Origin of the sequence: Sphingobium sp. DN12 (assembly GCF_051058005.1) — a bacterium.
Lineage (GTDB): Bacteria > Pseudomonadota > Alphaproteobacteria > Sphingomonadales > Sphingomonadaceae > Sphingobium > Sphingobium yanoikuyae.
Map to the genome: position 1 here is coordinate 4,217,902 of NZ_CP173717.1, position 15,834 is coordinate 4,233,735.

Sequence of the window (15,834 nt, forward strand, 5' to 3'; positions counted from 1 at the left end):
GCCGGCTCAGAAGCCCAGGTCGAGCACCGGCCCGTCGAAATTGCCGGCCAGCTTCTGCGTCGCCGCGCTCAGCTTATCCATGGGTTCATGCCGGATATAGCCGTCGATGATCCGCTGATAATTGCTGATCAGCCCTTCGATCACCTTGGACAAGCGCATGAAGTCGAAGCCCTCGGCATGCAGCCCCTTCTGCTGCAGCGGGATGTTGGAATAATCCTGGCGCGGGATCATCGGGAACTGATCGCTGTCATAGGGCAGCATCACCGGCTCCATCACCACCGGCGGCTCCTGTCCTTCGGGGAAATGGGTCAGCGACCAGAGTTCGAACATGCAGCTTTCCGGGCCGAGCGGGCGGATGCGATAGGCTGCCATGCTGGAGAGGAAGGGCAGTAGGAAATAGTTGGGGAAGATGAATTCCACCGACTTGACCGGGGTTTCCACCGCCAGCTTGTTGAGATCGGGCGTGGGTTCGCCGCGCGCCTGCCCGGCCTGGGTCACGCAATGATTGACCATGCCAAACCAGTGCATGATCGCCTGTTGCGGGTCTTCGGGCAGGTCCACGTCGATCAGGGTGCGGGCGACAGCGACATCCTTGGCATGGCACATGCCGGCCATGCCCTCGCTCAGCAGCTGCATATGGTCGACCTGGTCGACGATATTTTCCTTCATCGACCGGTTGGGATTGATCGGCACGCCGATCCCGCCCGTGTCCATGCCGTACATCATGTTGTAGAGGATCGGCACCTTCTGCTGCAGCTGCGGATGGGTGCGCATGACATGATAGCCTTCCATGAAGGCTTCCATCGCGACCTTCCAATTGGCCGGCAGCACCGTGCCGAAACACCATTCGGCGCGCATCTTTTCGGCATTATAGGCATCGAGCCCCACCGCGAGCGGGCCGAGCTGCTCGCGCAGCGACGGCGCGTCATCGTCGAAATTGATGAAGACGCAGCCCATCTCGATCTCGGTGCGGCACGGGCGCAGGGCCAGATCCTGCTCGTCCAGCTGATGCTCACTGAACATGTGCCGGCCATAGACGAATGTATTCTTGCCCTCGATATTCCAGCGCCAGCCATGGAAGGGACAGATGAAGCCCTTGCCCTTGCAATTGCCATGGCTGCCCTCGGTCAGCGGCACGCCGCGATGGCGGCAGGCATTATGATAGGCGCTGATCCCGTCCTTGGTCCGCACGATGATGACGGACTTGCCCAGATTGCTATATTCTATCCAGTCGCCGACCTCCGGCACCTGCTCCACGCGGCAGGCCATCTGCCAGACATGGGGCCACAATTCCTCGCATTCGCGGCGATAGAAATCCGCGTCATAATAGCGTGCCGTGGGAATGCGCTCGGGATCGCTGATTTCCAGCGGGAAGCCCGCGCGCGTCATTTCAGCAGCCTCAACCATGCCATGCCTCACCCAGATTTCTTGCTTGGATGAAGTGGTAAAGGCTGGGCTGGGGAGCGCCAAGGCAGCGCCCCAACCCATCGCCATGCCGATGGGGCGATCAGGCGCCGGAAGCGCCCACGCCCAGTTCGTCCAGCACCTCCCGGCTGTGCGCCCCCAGTTCCGGCGCGCCGCCCGCGACCCGGCCCGGCGTCTGCGAGAACCAGGTCGGCACGCCGGGGAAGCGGACCGGCCCCTGCGGCGTATCGACCGTCTCGAAAAAGCCGATGGCGTTGAGATGCGCATTGTCGAACAGTTCGTCCGTGGTGCGCAGCGGCGCGGCCGGGATATGCAGTTCCTCCAGCAGCTCCAGCCATTCCTGCGTCGTCCGCTCGGCAAAGGTTTCGCCCAGCAGGCCATAGACCCGGTCGATCTGCTTCGCCCGCTTGGCCAGCGTGTCGAACTCGTCGGTCGCCCAGGGCGGGTTCACGGCCGCGACGAAGGCGTTCCAATGCTTGTCATTATAGACCAGCGCGGCGACATGGCCGTCCTTGGTCGCATAGGGCTTGCGATTGCGGGCGACGACGCGGTGATAATGGGCCGGCCCCAGCGGCGGCTCGAACAGCATGCCACTCGCATGTTCGGTCAGCATGAAGGACGCCATGGTCTCGAACATGGAGACTTCCACCTCCTGCCCCTCGCCGGTGCGTTCACGGTGGAACAGCGCCATCATCGTCGCATAGAGGCCAGTGAGGCCCGCCACCTTGTCGGCGATGATCGTCGCCATGAAATCGGGCTTGCCGGTCATCAGCTGCTGCAAATGCGGGATGCCGCACTCGGCCTGGATCGTGTCGTCATAGGCAGGCTTGTCGCCGTCCGGCCCGCGCCGGCTATAGCCATAGCAATTGGTGTAGACGATGTCGGGCCTGATCGCCTTCACCGCCTGATAGTCGAAGCCCAGCTTGGCGATCGCCTTGCCGCGCATCGAATGGATGAAGACGTCGGCGGTGGCGATCAGCGCGCGCAGCGTCGCCTTGTCCTCCTCCTGCCGCAGGTCCAGCACCAGGCTGCGCTTGCCGCGATTGACGTTGGTGAAGACGCCGCCCAGCTCGGGCGTCGGCCCGGCATTGATATAGCGCGTCGCATCGCCGGCCGGCGGTTCGATCTTGATCACATCGGCGCCCATGTCGGCCATGATCTGGGTCGCATAGGGGCCGAATACCATCGCCGTCAGGTCCACCACGCGGATCCCGGCCAGCGGCCCTTTCGGCATGTGCGTCGCGTCCATCATCCTCTCCCCTTCACTGCCTTGGGGCTAGGCCAAGGGCGCGGCGAAATCCACGCGCAACCCCTTCGCCCCACCGATATGTGGGGCCGCCCGATTGTGCGCGCGGGAGGCCGGATGATACCCGCAGGCGATCATCCAGACGCCAGCAGAAGGCCCCCAGAGACGTGGATTTTGCCCTGACCGAAGACCAGAGAAACATCCGCGACGCGGTGTTCCAGCTCTGTGCCCAGTTCCCCGACGATTATTGGCTGGAACGGGACAAGGACGCCGTCTTCCCGTTCGATTTCCACCGGGCGATGGCCGACGCCGGCTGGCTGGGCATCGCCATGCCCGAAGCCACCGGCGGCGCGGGTCTGGGCATTACCGAGGCCGCGATCATGGTGCAGGCGGTGGCGGAGGCCGGCGGCGGCATGACCGCCGCATCCAGCATCCACGGCCCGGTCTTCAGCCTTGAGCCGATCGCCCTGTTCGGCACGGCGGAGCAGCAGCAGCGCATGATCCCGCCGATCATCTCGGGCGCGGAGAAGATGTGCTTTGCCGTGACCGAACCCAATACCGGGCTCGACACGACCAAGCTCAAGACCCGCGCCGAACGGGTCGAGGGCGGCTATCGCGTCAATGGCGAGAAGATCTGGATCACCAACGCCCATGTCGCCGACCGGATGATGCTGCTCGCCCGCACCACCCCGCTCGACCAGGTGAAAAACAAGACGCAGGGCCTGTCGCTCTTCTTCACCAAACTCGATCGCAGCAAGATCGAGCATCAGTTGATCCCCAAGATGGGCCGCCACGCGGTCGGCTCCAACATGCTGTTCATCAACGACCTCTTCATCCCCGAGGAGGATCGGATCGGCGAGGAAGGTCAGGGCTTCAGGATCATCCTCAAGGGGCTGAACCCGGAACGCATATTGCTCGGCGCCGAAGCGATCGGCATCGGCCGCAATGCGATCCAGCGCGCCGCCCGCTATGCCCGCGAACGCATCGTCTTCGACCGGCCGATCGGCATGAATCAGGGCATCCAGCATCCGCTCGCCAAATGCTGGATGCAGTTGGAGGCGGCCAACCTGATGGTGATGAAGGCCGCCACCCTGTTCGACAAGGGCGAGGAATGCGGGGTGGAGGCGAACAGCGGCAAATATCTCGCCGCCGAATCCGCGTTCGAGGCCTGCCATACGGCGATGCTGACGCTGGGCGGCATGGGCTATGCCCAGGAATATCATGTCGAACGACTGCTGCGCGAAGTGCTGATCCCGCGCACCGCCCCGGTCAGCCCCCACATGATCCTCAATTTCATCGCCGAAAAGGTGCTGGAATTGCCCAAATCCTATTGAGGCAAGAGACGAGATGACGCTGCCGATCAAGATGCGCTCCTGGCTGTTCGCGCCGGGCGACAGCGAGAAGAAGATGGCCAAGGCGGCGGACAGCGCCGCCGACATCGCGCTGTTCGACCTGGAGGATGCGGTCGCGACCGAAAACAAGCCGCTCGCCCGCCAGATGGTGCATGATTTCCTCGCCGCCAGGGCGGAAGGGCGCGAGCGGCTCTGGGTCCGGGTCAATCCGCTCGACGGCCCCTATACGCTCGACGATCTCGCCGCGATCATGCCGGCGCGGCCGGGCGGCATCATGCTGCCCAAAGTCTATGGCCGGCAGGATGTCGAACGGCTCGACCATTATCTGACCGCGTTCGAGGCCGCGCATGGCATCGAACGGGGATCGACCCCGCTGATCGTGCTGGTCACCGAAACGGCAGAAGCCATGTTCCACACCGGCGATTACAAGGGCGCCCCGCGCGTGGTGGCGCTGACTTGGGGGGCGGAGGATCTGGCCGACTCGATCGGCGCCAGTTCCAATCGCAATGCCGATGGCAGCTATGGCTTCACCTATGAACTGGCGCGCTCCATGTGCCTGCTTGGCGCGGCCACCGCCGGCGTCACCGCGATCGAGACGATCCAGGGCGATTTCCGCGACCTCGACGGGCTGAAGGCGCGCGCCGAAAAGGTCCGGCGCGACGGCTATCGCGGCATGCTGGCGATCCACCCGGCGCAGGTCGACGTCATCAACGCGGCCTTCACCCCGACCGAAGAGGAGATTGCCGAGGCGCAGGCGATCGTCGACATCTTCGCCGCCAATCCCGGCGTCGGCGCGATCGGCTACAAGGGGGGCATGCTCGACCGGCCCTATCTCAGCCGCGCCGAACAATTGCTGCGCCAGGTCGGGGCCTTGTGATCGACCTCACCCCCTATCTGCGGCGCGGCGACCGCATCGTCTTTGGCCAGGCCTGCGGCGAGCCGGTCAGCTTGGTCAGCGCGCTGATCGAACAGGGCGCACGGATCGGCGACCTGTCCGCCTTCATCGCCACCAGCTTCTCGGGGCTGTTCACCCCCGAAAGCGCCGACAGTTTCCGCCTTTCCTCCATGGGCGCGATCGGCGCGCTGCGGTCGATGACGAAAGCCGGCAAGCTGCAGGTCATCCCCATCCATGTCAGCCAGGTTGCGCCGATGATCACGGCCGGCATCATCGGCTGCGACGTCGCGATGATCCAGCTCAGCCCGGCCGACGTCAACGGCAACCATAGCTGCGGCCTGATCGGCGACTATGTCCGCGCCGCCGTGGACAAGGCGCGGGTGGTGATTGCGGAGATCAACGAAGCCGTGCCCTATGTGCCGGGCGAGCTGATCCCGGCATCCGCGATCGACGTCGCCATTCCCGTGTCGCGCCCGCCGGTCGAGGTGGCGCCCGCGAAAATCAGCGAGACCGACGAGGCGATCGCCCGCCACTGCGCCGCCTATATTGACGATGGATCGGTGATCCAGACCGGGGTCGGCGCGGTGCCCGACGCGATATTGCGGCTGCTGGGCGACCGACGCGACCTGGGCGTGCATTCGGGCATGCTGGGCGACGGGCTGGTGGAGTTGGCGCAGGCCGGCGTGCTGACCAACGCTCGCAAGGAAATCGACACCGGCGTCTCGATCAACGGCGCGCTGATCGGCACCCGCCGCCTCTATGACTGGGCGCACAACAATCCCGCCATCCGCATGTGCGCGACCAGCTACACCCATGACGCCGCCGTCCTCGGGCGGCTCTCGCGCCTCGTCACCATCAACAGCGCGCTGGAGGTGGACCTGACCGGCCAGGTCAATGCCGAACAGTCGGGCGCCGCCTATCTCGGCGGCACCGGCGGCCAGGTCGATTTCGTCCGCGCCGGCGCCCGCTCGCCCGGCGGCTGCTCGATCATCGCGCTCTCCGCCTCGGCCAAGCGCGGCAGCCTCAGCAAGATCGTGCCAGCCTTGTCCGGCCCCGTCACCACCGCGCGCAGCGATGTCGACATCATCGTCACCGAATATGGCGCGGCGGAGCTGAAAGGGCAGGCGCTGGCCGAACGCACCCGCCGCCTGATCGCCATCGCCGACCCGGCCTTCCGCGAGGAACTGGAGCGAGCGGCCCATATCATCCAGCAGAGGGGGTATTGATGCCCGACGCTTCAACCGATCCTGTCCTGTTCGAGGCGCGGCCCGACGGTATCGCCATCCTCACCATCAACCGCCCCGACCAGCGCAATTGCCTCAGCCGCGACGTGCGCGAGGGTCTGCGCGCCGCCTGGGACCGGTTCGAACATGATCCCGCCCTGCGCGTCGCCATCCTGACCGGCGCGGGCGACAAGGCCTTCTGCGCGGGCGGCGATCTCAAGGAAATGGTCGACACCGGCATGACCGTCCCACCGCGCGCCATGTTCCCGCTGCCCTATGACAGCATCGAACTCAGCAAGCCCACGATCGCGGCGGTGAATGGCGTGGCTTTTGCCGGCGGCTGGATGATCGCCCAGGCCTGCGACCTGTGCGTTGCCAGCACGGCCGCGCGCTTCGCCATTACCGAGGTGAAGGTCGGGCGCAGCTCGCCCTGGGCCGCGCCGCTCATTCACATGATCCCGCAGCGGATCATGATGGAGATCATCCTGACCGGAAAGCCGATCACCGCGAGCCGAGCCTACGAAATCGGCCTGGTCAATCGCCTGGCCGAGCCCGAGGCGCTGATGCAGGCCGCGCTCGATCTGGCGGCAGAGATATTGGAGGGCGCCCCCCTGTCGGTGAAGGCCGGGCGCGACACGGTGATGCTGGCGACCGAGATGGGCCGCGCCGCTGCGCTGCAGGCCGCCCGCGCCGCCTCAGAATATACCTATCACAGCGAAGACGCGCAGGAAGGACCGCGCGCCTTTGCCGAAAAACGCACACCGCAATGGACCGGGCGCTGAGCCCGGCTGTCTGAAATCGTCAAGTCCGGGTGACGCGGACATGGCAAAAGGGTGAAATGGAGAAGGAATAGGCCATGAACGAGATCAGCAGCATCGGCACGCCCGGCGAGGATCTGATCGAGCCGGTCGTCGTCCCGGTCGAAGCCTATGTGTCGAAGGACTATGCCCGCGCCGAGCAGGACCGGCTGTGGCGCAAGGTCTGGCTGCAGGCGGCCCGGCTGGAGGATATTCCCCATGTCGGCGATTTCGTCACCTATGACATTCTCGAAGATTCGGTCATCATCATGCGCACCGGGCCGGATGAGCTGAGCGCCTATCATAATGTCTGCCCGCATCGCGGCCGCCGCCTGATCGACACGCCCGCAGGCCAGCGCAACGCGCGCGGCAACCGCAAGTCGATCATCTGCGGCTTCCATGGCTGGACCTTCGACCGCCAGGGCCAATGCACCTTCGCCAACCATGCCGACGACTGGCAGGGCAAGCTGACGGCGCAACGCACCGCGCTCGGCAAGGTCAGCGTCGACGCATGGGGCGGCTGGGCGTGGATCAATCTCGATCCCGACTGCGGCCCGCTCGCCGATTATCTGGGCGTCGTGCCCGACATGCTCGATCCCTTCGGCCTTCAGAATATGCGCTATCGCTGGCGCAAATGGATCATCTTCGACTGCAACTGGAAGGTCGCGATGGAGGCGTTCAGCGAGACCTATCATGTCCAGACCACCCATCCCGAATTCAACGCCTTCGGCGAATTTCGCGGCTGGGCGCGCAAACATGGGCTGCACACCAATATCGGCTATGAAGCGCCCAAGAATATGGACGAGAATCAGGCCAAGCTGCGCATCGGATCGGGCGAAGACCCGCGCCTGTCGACGGCGGAAATGCAGCTTTTCACCTGGGAAAATGCCAATACCAACACGACCATGACATTGGTCGCCGCCGCCCAGCGGCTAAAGGACGAACTGCCCGAGGGCACCCCCGCGCCGCAGGTGCTGCAGCACTGGCTCGCCACCGCCCGCGCCGACGATGAACGGCGCGGCGTCTTCTGGCCGGTGGTCGAACCCGCCCATACGGCGAAAAGCGGCACCGCCTGGCAGATCTTCCCCAATTTCCAGATCGGCCACGCCGTCAACAATATGCTCTGCTATTCCGCCCGCCCCTATGGCGCGGACCCGGACAAGTGCATTTTCGAGGCGGCGGTCTATGAGCTTTTCCCGGACGCGGAAACGCCCGCCACCGAATGGGAATATACCAGCGCGGAGGAGTGGCCGCCGGTGCTGCAGCAGGATTTCACCAATATGCAGGCGGTGCAGCAGGGCATGAAGAATGTCGGCTTCCGCGGCACCCAGCCCAACCCCTATATGGAGCGGGCGGTGGCCAGCCTCCATTACAACCTGTCCCGCTACATGGGGACTGGCGCACCAAAGCCGCTGGACTGACCGACATTGCCGCGATCATGGCCCTTCGCCGCCGATCATCTGTCTGGCGGCGGAGCGCTTTCGCGTCTCCATTTTCACCAATGACTGTCTTCGACGACCGCCCTCCAATGGAAAGGGGCGCTCCCGGCAGGAGCGCCCCTTTCCGTTTTCATCCGGATTGCGCCCCTCAGAAAGGCAGCTTGTAGAGGTTCACCGCATTGTCCTGCAGCACCTTCTTCTTCACCGCGAAGTCGTAGCCGCCCAGCACATCGGTCAGATGCGCCTGCACCCCAGGATAGAGCGAGGTCGGGTGCGGGAAGTCGGTTTCGAACATAAGCTTGTCGACGCCGATCGTTTCCAGCAGCAGCTTGGGCGCGACCTTCTCGAACCAGAAGGTGACCCAGAAATGGTCGCGGAAATATTCCCAGGGCCGCTTGTTGAGCAGGCCGACCTTGCTGGGCAGCATTTCGTCAAACTGATGCTCCAGCGCCTCGATCGCGAAGGGCACCCAGCCCGCGCCGCTTTCGATCAGGCCGATCTTCAGCTTGGGATGGCGGTCGAGCCGGCCCGACACCATCCAGTTGCCCAGCGTCGCGGCATTGCCGATCGAGAACATGGTGGCGACCACCGACAGCGTCTGTTCAAAGCCGAAGCCGTCCCAGGTCAGCGTATTGGGATCGATCGCCGCATTGAGGTGGAAATTGAGCGGCAGGCCTTCGGCCTCGCACATTTCCAGGAAGGGCGTCCAATAATCGTGCAGGAAGCTGGGCACGCCGACGCGCTCGGGCGTGTCGGGCAGCACGAAGCCGCGCAGGCCCATGTCGACGCAGCGCCGCGCTTCGGTCTCCATCGCCTTCTGGTCCCAGAAGGGCAGATGGGCCATGTTGAAGATGCGTTCGCCCGACACCTGCTGATATTCGGCCGATGCGTCATTATACATCTGGATGATCGCGACCGCGAGGTCGGGGTCGCCCAGCGACATCAGCGATCCAGCCTGGGTGACGCCGGAATTCTGGAAGCCGATCTGGGCATAGATGCCCATATCGTCCATCGCTTGCAGCCGCTCCTTGATCAGATGGCCACCCGGATGCGCCTGCGCCAGCTTGGGGAAGGCAAGGCGGCCGAGCAGCTTGTTATTGTCGGCGCGGATGACGTTGCCGCCCATCGACCCGAAATTGCGGTCGCCCACATACCAGCGTTCGACCCCGTCGGCGTCCTGCTTCACATAGGGCACCTTGGCCTTGTATTTAGCCGGCGCGCGCGAGGTGAAGAGGTCCGGCGCTTCGGTGATATGGGTGTCGGTATCGACGATCTTGATGCCGGCCAGCGACGGGTCGAGCCCGCCCGACTGGGTGCTGTAGTCAACCTCGCGGATGACGCCGCCTTCGGTATAGCCTTCGGCCGACCAATATTTGCGCGCGGCCTGGGCGTCGGCGACGTCCTTGTCCTTCACATCAGCCATGCTTCACCTCCAGCGCGCCCTGCCAGCTGGCGGATTCGAAGATCGGCTGGACGGAGGCGGCCGGCGACTGTTCCTCGACCGAGCGGCGGACCGCTTCGCTGAGCGTGCGCTGCAGGCCGGCGGCGTCGATCTGGTCGGACGGTTCATAGACGAAGCCGATTGCCAGCGGCTGGCCGTCGGGCATGTGGGGCAGCAGCATGGCGGTGACGTCGGCGATCGAGCCAAAGCCAGCAAAACCGCTGATATGCCCCTCGTCCCGGCAGCGCTGCACCTGGCCGGCGACATCGGCGAAGACGAACTTGCGCTCCTGCGGCGCTTCGGCATTGAGGCGACGGATCAGGCCGTCGCGGCGCGGCTGCTGCACGGTCGACAGCATCAGCAGGCCAGCGGCGGAGTCGGTCAGCCGTTCCTGGCGGCCACCGGCCAGGCCGTTATTGGCCGAGGTGCGCAGCGCCTTCTTGCCGGCACGCCAGTGAACGATCTGGATGTTGAGGCCGACCATGCCGAACACGGCAATGCCCAGGCCCGTCTGCGCCGACAGGCGATCGATCAGGCCGTTGAGGACGCCATCGCGCACCATGCGCGGCTGGATTGCGGCACCCAGCATCGCGGCGCGCGGGGTCGGCGAATAGGCGCGCGAACCCGGATCCTTGTGGAGCAGGCCCAGGTCGACCAGGCTCGACAGCAATTCGGACGTGCTCGACTGCGGGCGGTCGAAGCGACGGACAATGTCCATCACCGTCGCCTGCGGATGATCCTCGTCGAAAAATTCCAGTACCTCGACCACGCGCTTGGCGATCTTCGCCTTGTTGGACTCGGTCTTGGCTACCCTCGGCTTATGGGACTCGATCAGAGCCATGGTTCCTCTCCTTCGTTATTGAACATGGTTGTTCACTAACGCCGGGAGGCTGTCAACAAAAAATGAGATGCCCTCGTTTATGTGATATTCTCTGTCTCATTCTGCGTTTCCGGCGACATATTCGCAAACAGCGCCTGCAGCGCGCGGCGATCGGTCTTGAGCGAGGGCGTGCGCGGCAAGTCCCTGACGAACAGCCATTTTACCGGAACGTGGGTGGCAGGAAGATGTTGGCGCACATGCGTTTCCAATGCTGCGATCGCAGGTGCAGCAAAATCGGCACGCATCCGGATCGCGGCCGCCGGCACTTGCCCCAGCCGGTGGTCCGCCATGCCTGTCACCGCCGCTTCGGCGACGGCGGGGTGCAGCATCAGCGCGCGTTCGATCGACTCGGGCAGCAATTTGAAGCCGCCGCGAATGATCGCCCCGTCCGCCCGGCCGCGCAGGAACAGGAAATCATCGGCATCGATCAGGGCGATGTCGGACGTGCGAATCCAGTCCGGGCCGATTCGCGGCGAGATGACTTCCAGCAGGCCTTCGGTGTCGGGTGGTAGCGGGCCGCCACTGTCTGGATCGACGATGCGCAACTGTGCGCCCGGCATGGCGCGGCCGACCGACCCGATCTTGCGGGCGCCCCATTCGGCATGAAGCGCGGCGGTCATCGACGCCACTGGCCCGGCGAACTCGGTCGCGCCATAGGAGAGCAGGATGGGAATGCCGTAGCGCGCCTCGAACGCCTGCTGCACGCCGGGATCGAGCGGCGCCGCGCCGCAGCCGATCGCGCGCAGGGAAGCGAGATCTTCGACCGGTAAGTCGGCGTCCAGCACCGCCTGCACGCTGGCTGGCGGCAGGCCGCCATGGCTGGGCCGCCAGCGCCGCACATGGGCATGCCAGGCAGCGAGCGAGAAGCGCTCCAGCAACTCGACCCGCTGCCCGCGCAGCAGCATCGGCAGCGTCGAATAGAGGCCGGTGATGTTGCCGAGCGGAAAATAGAGGAGGAAGGGGGCCGCGGCCTGGGGATCATCCGCCTGCTGCCGGGTGAGCGGAGTCGAGAGGAAATGCCGTTCCAGCAGCGCATAGGGTATGGCGAAGCTTTTCGGAGGTCCGGTGGTGCCGCTGGTCAATATCTCAATCTGCGGCGCGGCAGAGCCATGGCGCTGCTGAACTTCTGGCGAGGCATATTCATGACCCGGCAGGGCGGCGGCGGCCATGCCGTCGATTGCAACCGCGACCATGCCTTCCGTCGCCAGCACGGCCCGGATCTCCGGCCCGATATCCTCGGCAAAGGCGACCAGCGCGGCGGGCGCCATGCGCGCCAGATCGCGGGCAATGGCGGCGTCCGACTGAAAGGCATAGATCATGCGGATCGTTCGCCCCTGCGCGATCAGGCCCAGCAGCGCGGCGAGCGCCGCCGGGCGATTGCGCGCGACGAAGGCGACCGGGGCATCCGGGGCAATGCCGCTCGCATCCAGTGCCGCATCAATCTCCTCGGCTACCGCGCACAGCGTTCCCCAAGCGATCCATTCGCCCTCATAAAGGATCGCTGCCTGATCGGCCGGCCGTTGCAGGGCGGCGGCGGCGAGCGCGCGCAGACTGGGATGATCCGTCTCCATGGCGCGATATTGCGGCAGGGCGCGGCGCTGGTCAGCCATCGTCTGCAACGCCCTGGCGATCAGTGTTGCGTCCGCCTTTGCCGCGCTTCGGCCCGGTCCTACCCTGCCACCCATGCCCGGCCCTGCCGCCCTGATCGACCCCGATGGCCTGACCCTTCCCTGGGCCGGGGCGGCGCAGCCCTATGGGCTGGTCGATCTCGACCGGGCGCCGCACAGCGATGCGCCGTTGCACCTGCCGCCCTTTCCCCTGTTGGGGATCGGCGACCCGTCTCACCCGCTTGCGTCGCGGCTTGATGCGCTGGTCGAACTGCCGGTCTCGCTCGCCACGATCACGCAGCAGATCGCGGCTCAGCCGGAAGCGGCGCGGGTGCTGGTGCAATTGCTGCGGCTGATCGACGGGCTGGACCCGGCCCAGGCGCTGGTCGCGGAATCGCTCGCTTATGGTCTGCTTCAGGGCAGCGCCGGCCATGCCCGCTGGCTGGCCGCGCAAGTCCCCGCGCCGGTGCAGTCGCCCGGCACCATCAAGGTGGATCGGGATGGCGACCGGTTGGCGATCCTGATCGATCGATCCGATGCCCATAACGCCATCGACCGCGATCTGCGCGACGGGCTGCGCGCGGCGTTCGACATTGCCGCGCTTGATCCCGATATCAGCCATGTCAGCCTGCGCGGCGCGGGGCGCAGCTTCTGCACCGGGGCGGACCTCAGCGAATTTGGCACGACGCGCGATCCTGCCACCGCGCATGACATCAGGATGCAGACGCTGCCGGCCCATGCGCTGTTGCGCTGCGCCGATCGATTTTCGGTCCATGTGCAGGGCGGCTGCGTCGGATCGGGCCTGGAAATGGCGGCCTTTGCCGGGCACATCTCAGCCAGCGCAGACGCCTGGTTCCATCTGCCCGAACTGGCGATGGGGATCATCCCCGGCGCTGGCGGCTGCGTCTCGCTCAGCCGGCGGATCGGGCGTCAGCGCGCGGCGCTGATGATCCTGTCGGGCAAGCGGATCAATGCCCGCACGGCGCTAGGCTGGGGTCTGGTCGACACGGTCATGGACGATTGATCCACCGATCCACGTCATTGCCACATCCTGTGCCAGCAAGCGCTCCCGCGCCTGCGCCCATGGGCGATCGAGCAGGCACAGGTCGGCCGGCGCGCCGACGGCGACGACACGCTGCTGGCGCAGGTCCAGCGGATCGGCGAGATAGAGCGCCAGCGCCGCCTCGGGTGTCAGCGCCTCGTCCTGCCCGATGACCGCGCCACTCTCCGTCCTGCGCGACACCGCCGCGCGCATCGCCGCCCAGGGATCGGCGACGCCATAGGGCGCGTCGCTGCCCGCCGCCAGCACCAGCCCGGCGCGGGCAAAAGCGCCCAGCCGATAGAGCAAGGGTCGCTCGCGCGGTTCGACATCGCGCAGATACTGGTCGCCGCGCTCGGCGATGAAATGCGGCTGGCTCACCACCTGCACGCCGAGGTCGACCATCTGCTCCAGCAGCGCATCGGGGGTGATGCCGGCATGTTCGATCCGGTCGCTCGGCCGCGCGCCGGCCTGTGTCAGCGCGGCGAGGGTGAAGACCAGTTCGGTCTCGGTCGTGCAATGGCTGGCGATCGCCCGACCCTGATCATGCGCGGCGCGCAGGAAGGCGACGCACTGGTCGAAGTCGGGCAGGGCATTTTCATGCAGATGCAGCTTGGCCGGGCCGACCGTGATGCCCGGCGGCGACGGCGCATCCCCCAGCGCCAGCGTGCCGGCGGCAACCAGATGCTGCGGCAGGCGGCCGGCTGCACGTTCGGCAGCGAACCAGGCAAGGCCCGCGCCGTCATTGCCGGGCGACATGTCGGTAACGCCGGTGATGCCATGGCGTGCCAGTTCGGTCCCCACCGCATCCAGCGCCGGCGGCGTGCCGCCCAGTACCCGGCGCAGCCAGCCATCCTCGTCGAACAGCCGTCCGGTCCAGCGCCCGTCGATCCGCTCCAGCCCCGGTGGCGGCGCATCCAGTTCGAGCAGCAGGTCGAGCGCCCGGCTGTTGAGCAGCCACATGCGCCCCGATCGATGCTGGATGCGCACCGGCCGTTCCGCCTGCCACCGGTCGATCGCCCGCGCATCGGGCAGGCCGGCGACGCTTTCATGATAGCCGATGCCGCGCAGCCAGCCCTCGCCCGGCCGTGCCAGCGCGGCGGCCAGATCGGCTTCGCTGGTCACGGCCGGCGGCCCGCAGGGCAGCGAGGCGCGGGCGACGGCATAGGCCGCAAGATGGATATGATGGTCGTGCAGGCCGGGCAGCAGGGCGCCGCCACGTGCTTCGACCACCGCTTCGCCGGGCAGGGGCGCAAGCGCGCCGATTGCCGCGATCCGTCCCTCGACGATGCGCAGGTCGGCGCGGCCAAGGCCCCATAGTTCGGCGTCGCGGATCAGCATAGCCAGGCCCCATTATCCTGCGCCAGCGCCGCGACCGGTCCCGTGGTTCGCTGCGCAACGGCGGGGAAGGGGGCGCCCTCGGCCTCGGCCCAGCGTTGCAGCGTCGCGGTGAAGCCGGCCGTATCGCGCGCCCGTTCCCAGCCGATCGCCTCGGCCACCACGGCGCTCATCGACAGCATCAGATGCGCGCCGGTGCCTTTATGCCACTGTGCCAATGCCTGCCGCGCGGCATGGAGCCCGGTCAGCGGGTCGGCGCAGGCGTCGCCGCCAAAGCCGATCCGCCCGCTCGCCTGTCGCAGCGCGGCGCTCAGCCCCCCGGCGACGCTGCAATCATCGCCAAAGCCGATCCAATGGGCGGCGTCGCCCTCCGCGCCATGGCCGGTGATTGTCACCCACACCAGCCCCGGCACGTCGCGCACCAGCGCGTCGGCATCGATCCCCAGTTGCGCCAGCGCACGGGGGCGGGCGGCGGCGACCACCATGTCGGCACGGTGGATCAGCGCGATCAGCGCCGCCCGATCCTCCGCGTCGCGCAGGTCGAGCGCGACATTGGCCTTGTGCTGGTTGAGCCGCGCGAACAGCAGCGGATCGCCCGCGCGCATCCGGTCGGGCCGGTTGCGGCTCTCCACCTTGATCACCTGCGCGCCCGCCAGCCCCAGCAGATGCCCCGCCAGCGGCCCCGCCCACAGCGCCGACAGGTCGATCACCAGTGGCGGACGGTCGCATATCGGCCGGGGGCCCCCTGTCATCATCACGCGACAGGCCGGGCTGGCCGGCACCTCGTCGATTGCCGCGATCGCAAGGCCCAGTTGCCGTCCCTGTGTCACGATCGCGTTGGTCTGCGCAGTAGCGAAGCCTGTGACAATATCGCTGTCACTTTCGATGCCCGCATCACCGAACAGCGCCGGCATCAAGTCCCGGTCGTCGGCCCGCGCCAGGGTCAGCGCGACCTGCCCGTCGATCGCGTCGTAGAGCCGGCATCCCCCACCGGCCGAGCGCCGCCCCGGTATGGCAAAGCCGTTCAGCGCCGCCCGCTCGCCCAGCAGTTGCGCGCCGCTCAAACCCGCCAGCGCCGGCGTTCCCGCCAGCACCCGGATCGCCTCCAGTTGCGCCTCGGCCCAGCCGGCAAGCGGCAGGGCGAGAGCCATG

General features: G+C 66.4%; 13 protein-coding genes. 6 read left to right on the forward strand and 7 right to left on the reverse strand.

Annotated features, from left to right (window positions below; all coding sequences use genetic code 11):
- Window positions 1–6: 6 nt before the first annotated feature.
- Together ACI6S0_RS20020 and ACI6S0_RS20025 are read right to left on the reverse strand one after the other, a co-directional pair.
- Complete coding sequence (locus tag ACI6S0_RS20020; RefSeq protein ID WP_434405971.1) at window positions 7–1,389, reverse strand: aromatic ring-hydroxylating oxygenase subunit alpha; 1,383 nt, start codon at window positions 1,387–1,389, stop codon at window positions 7–9.
- 118 nt (window positions 1,390–1,507) lie between these two features.
- Window positions 1,508–2,674 carry a CaiB/BaiF CoA transferase family protein gene (locus tag ACI6S0_RS20025; RefSeq protein ID WP_434405972.1) on the reverse strand — a complete coding sequence of 389 codons (1,167 nt, stop codon included), beginning with the start codon at window positions 2,672–2,674 and terminating at the stop codon, window positions 1,508–1,510.
- A 164-nt stretch (window positions 2,675–2,838) separates the two neighbouring features.
- On the opposite strand from ACI6S0_RS20025, the gene ACI6S0_RS20030 reads away from it, so the two are divergent.
- The 5 genes from ACI6S0_RS20030 to ACI6S0_RS20050 all read left to right on the forward strand — a co-directional run bounded on the left by ACI6S0_RS20030 (window position 2,839) and on the right by ACI6S0_RS20050 (window position 8,359).
- The gene (locus tag ACI6S0_RS20030; protein ID WP_097385063.1) at window positions 2,839–4,005 is read left to right on the forward strand and encodes an acyl-CoA dehydrogenase family protein; all 1,167 of its coding nucleotides are present in this window, start codon (window positions 2,839–2,841) and stop codon (window positions 4,003–4,005) included.
- Between the two features lie 13 nt (window positions 4,006–4,018).
- Complete coding sequence (locus ACI6S0_RS20035; RefSeq protein WP_434404096.1) at window positions 4,019–4,900, forward strand: HpcH/HpaI aldolase/citrate lyase family protein; 882 nt, start codon at window positions 4,019–4,021, stop codon at window positions 4,898–4,900.
- Window positions 4,897–6,144 carry an acetyl-CoA hydrolase/transferase family protein gene (locus ACI6S0_RS20040; protein WP_434404097.1) on the forward strand — a complete coding sequence of 416 codons (1,248 nt, stop codon included), beginning with the start codon at window positions 4,897–4,899 and terminating at the stop codon, window positions 6,142–6,144. Before ACI6S0_RS20035 ends, ACI6S0_RS20040 begins: the two co-directional genes overlap by 4 nt.
- Window positions 6,144–6,923: an enoyl-CoA hydratase/isomerase family protein gene (locus ACI6S0_RS20045; protein WP_434404098.1), complete on the forward strand. Its 780-nt coding sequence runs from the start codon at window positions 6,144–6,146 to the stop codon at window positions 6,921–6,923. The genes ACI6S0_RS20040 and ACI6S0_RS20045 overlap by 1 nt, the downstream gene beginning before the upstream one ends.
- 74 nt (window positions 6,924–6,997) lie before the next feature.
- Complete coding sequence (locus ACI6S0_RS20050; RefSeq protein WP_434404099.1) at window positions 6,998–8,359, forward strand: aromatic ring-hydroxylating oxygenase subunit alpha; 1,362 nt, start codon at window positions 6,998–7,000, stop codon at window positions 8,357–8,359.
- Between the two features lie 166 nt (window positions 8,360–8,525).
- On the opposite strand, the gene ACI6S0_RS20055 is transcribed toward ACI6S0_RS20050, so the two are convergent.
- From ACI6S0_RS20055 to ACI6S0_RS20065, 3 genes are all read right to left on the reverse strand, one after another.
- Complete coding sequence (locus ACI6S0_RS20055) at window positions 8,526–9,800, reverse strand: amidohydrolase family protein (RefSeq protein WP_434404100.1); 1,275 nt, start codon at window positions 9,798–9,800, stop codon at window positions 8,526–8,528.
- The gene (locus ACI6S0_RS20060; protein ID WP_004209457.1) at window positions 9,793–10,659 is read right to left on the reverse strand and encodes a helix-turn-helix domain-containing protein; all 867 of its coding nucleotides are present in this window, start codon (window positions 10,657–10,659) and stop codon (window positions 9,793–9,795) included. Before ACI6S0_RS20060 ends, ACI6S0_RS20055 begins: the two co-directional genes overlap by 8 nt.
- Before the next feature lie 77 nt (window positions 10,660–10,736).
- A complete protein-coding gene (locus ACI6S0_RS20065; protein ID WP_434404101.1) occupies window positions 10,737–12,308 on the reverse strand; it encodes a class I adenylate-forming enzyme family protein in 1,572 nt (523 codons plus the stop codon).
- On the opposite strand from ACI6S0_RS20065, the gene ACI6S0_RS20070 reads away from it, so the two are divergent.
- Window positions 12,268–13,329, forward strand: coding sequence for an enoyl-CoA hydratase/isomerase family protein (locus tag ACI6S0_RS20070; protein WP_434404102.1), 1,062 nt, complete (start codon window positions 12,268–12,270; stop codon window positions 13,327–13,329). The two genes, ACI6S0_RS20065 and ACI6S0_RS20070, sit on opposite strands and share 41 nt — an antisense overlap.
- Here the strand turns inward: ACI6S0_RS20070 and ACI6S0_RS20075 are convergent.
- The gene (locus ACI6S0_RS20075; RefSeq protein ID WP_434404104.1) at window positions 13,291–14,685 is read right to left on the reverse strand and encodes an amidohydrolase family protein; all 1,395 of its coding nucleotides are present in this window, start codon (window positions 14,683–14,685) and stop codon (window positions 13,291–13,293) included. The genes ACI6S0_RS20070 and ACI6S0_RS20075 overlap by 39 nt on opposite strands.
- Complete coding sequence (locus tag ACI6S0_RS20080; RefSeq protein WP_434404105.1) at window positions 14,679–15,833, reverse strand: CoA transferase; 1,155 nt, start codon at window positions 15,831–15,833, stop codon at window positions 14,679–14,681. Before ACI6S0_RS20080 ends, ACI6S0_RS20075 begins: the two co-directional genes overlap by 7 nt.
- Between the last annotated feature and the right edge of the window lies 1 nt (window position 15,834).

Coding starts and splice junctions, on each gene's coding strand:
- ACI6S0_RS20075 (WP_434404104.1), bottom strand. CDS start 14,685: ATGCTGATCCGCGACGCCGAACTATGGGGCCTTGGCCGCGCCGACCTG.
- ACI6S0_RS20055 (WP_434404100.1), bottom strand. CDS start 9,800: ATGGCTGATGTGAAGGACAAGGACGTCGCCGACGCCCAGGCCGCGCGC.
- ACI6S0_RS20065 (WP_434404101.1), bottom strand. CDS start 12,308: ATGGCTGACCAGCGCCGCGCCCTGCCGCAATATCGCGCCATGGAGACG.
- ACI6S0_RS20050 (WP_434404099.1), top strand. CDS start 6,998: ATGAACGAGATCAGCAGCATCGGCACGCCCGGCGAGGATCTGATCGAG.
- ACI6S0_RS20035 (WP_434404096.1), top strand. CDS start 4,019: ATGACGCTGCCGATCAAGATGCGCTCCTGGCTGTTCGCGCCGGGCGAC.
- ACI6S0_RS20020 (WP_434405971.1), bottom strand. CDS start 1,389: ATGACGCGCGCGGGCTTCCCGCTGGAAATCAGCGATCCCGAGCGCATT.
- ACI6S0_RS20070 (WP_434404102.1), top strand. CDS start 12,268: ATGGCGCGATATTGCGGCAGGGCGCGGCGCTGGTCAGCCATCGTCTGC.
- ACI6S0_RS20025 (WP_434405972.1), bottom strand. CDS start 2,674: ATGGACGCGACGCACATGCCGAAAGGGCCGCTGGCCGGGATCCGCGTG.
- ACI6S0_RS20080 (WP_434404105.1), bottom strand. CDS start 15,833: ATGGCTCTCGCCCTGCCGCTTGCCGGCTGGGCCGAGGCGCAACTGGAG.
- ACI6S0_RS20060 (WP_004209457.1), bottom strand. CDS start 10,659: ATGGCTCTGATCGAGTCCCATAAGCCGAGGGTAGCCAAGACCGAGTCC.
- ACI6S0_RS20045 (WP_434404098.1), top strand. CDS start 6,144: ATGCCCGACGCTTCAACCGATCCTGTCCTGTTCGAGGCGCGGCCCGAC.